A 333-nucleotide genomic window follows, 5' to 3' on the forward strand; every position below is an offset into this window, starting at 1 on the left:
AACCTGACGGGAACCACCGCGGTGAACTTCGGCGCCACACCGGCGACGTCGTTCACGGTCAACTCGGCAACTCAGATCACGGCGGTCGCTCCGGCGGGTGCGGCCGGTACGGTGCAGATCACCGCGACCGGCCCCGGTGGAACCAGTAATGGTGTCGCCTTCACCTATATCGCGGTGCCCGCCCTGTCGACGGTGGTGCCGAACGTCGGGCCGGTCACCGGCGGGACGACGGTCGTGCTCACCGGAACCGGACTGACCGGGACCACGGCGGTGAACTTCGGTGCCACACCGGCAGCCTCGTTCGTCGTCAACTCCGATACACAGATCACCGCC

At 67.6% G+C, this 333-nt stretch carries 1 protein-coding gene; it reads left to right on the forward strand.

Annotated elements, in window-relative coordinates; all coding sequences use genetic code 11:
• A partial coding sequence (locus tag ON27_RS29195; protein ID WP_043734682.1) for an IPT/TIG domain-containing protein occupies window positions 1-333 on the forward strand: 333 nt, incomplete at both ends.

It is taken from the genome of Nocardia asiatica NBRC 100129 (assembly GCF_000308415.1).
Lineage (GTDB): Bacteria > Actinomycetota > Actinomycetes > Mycobacteriales > Mycobacteriaceae > Nocardia > Nocardia asiatica.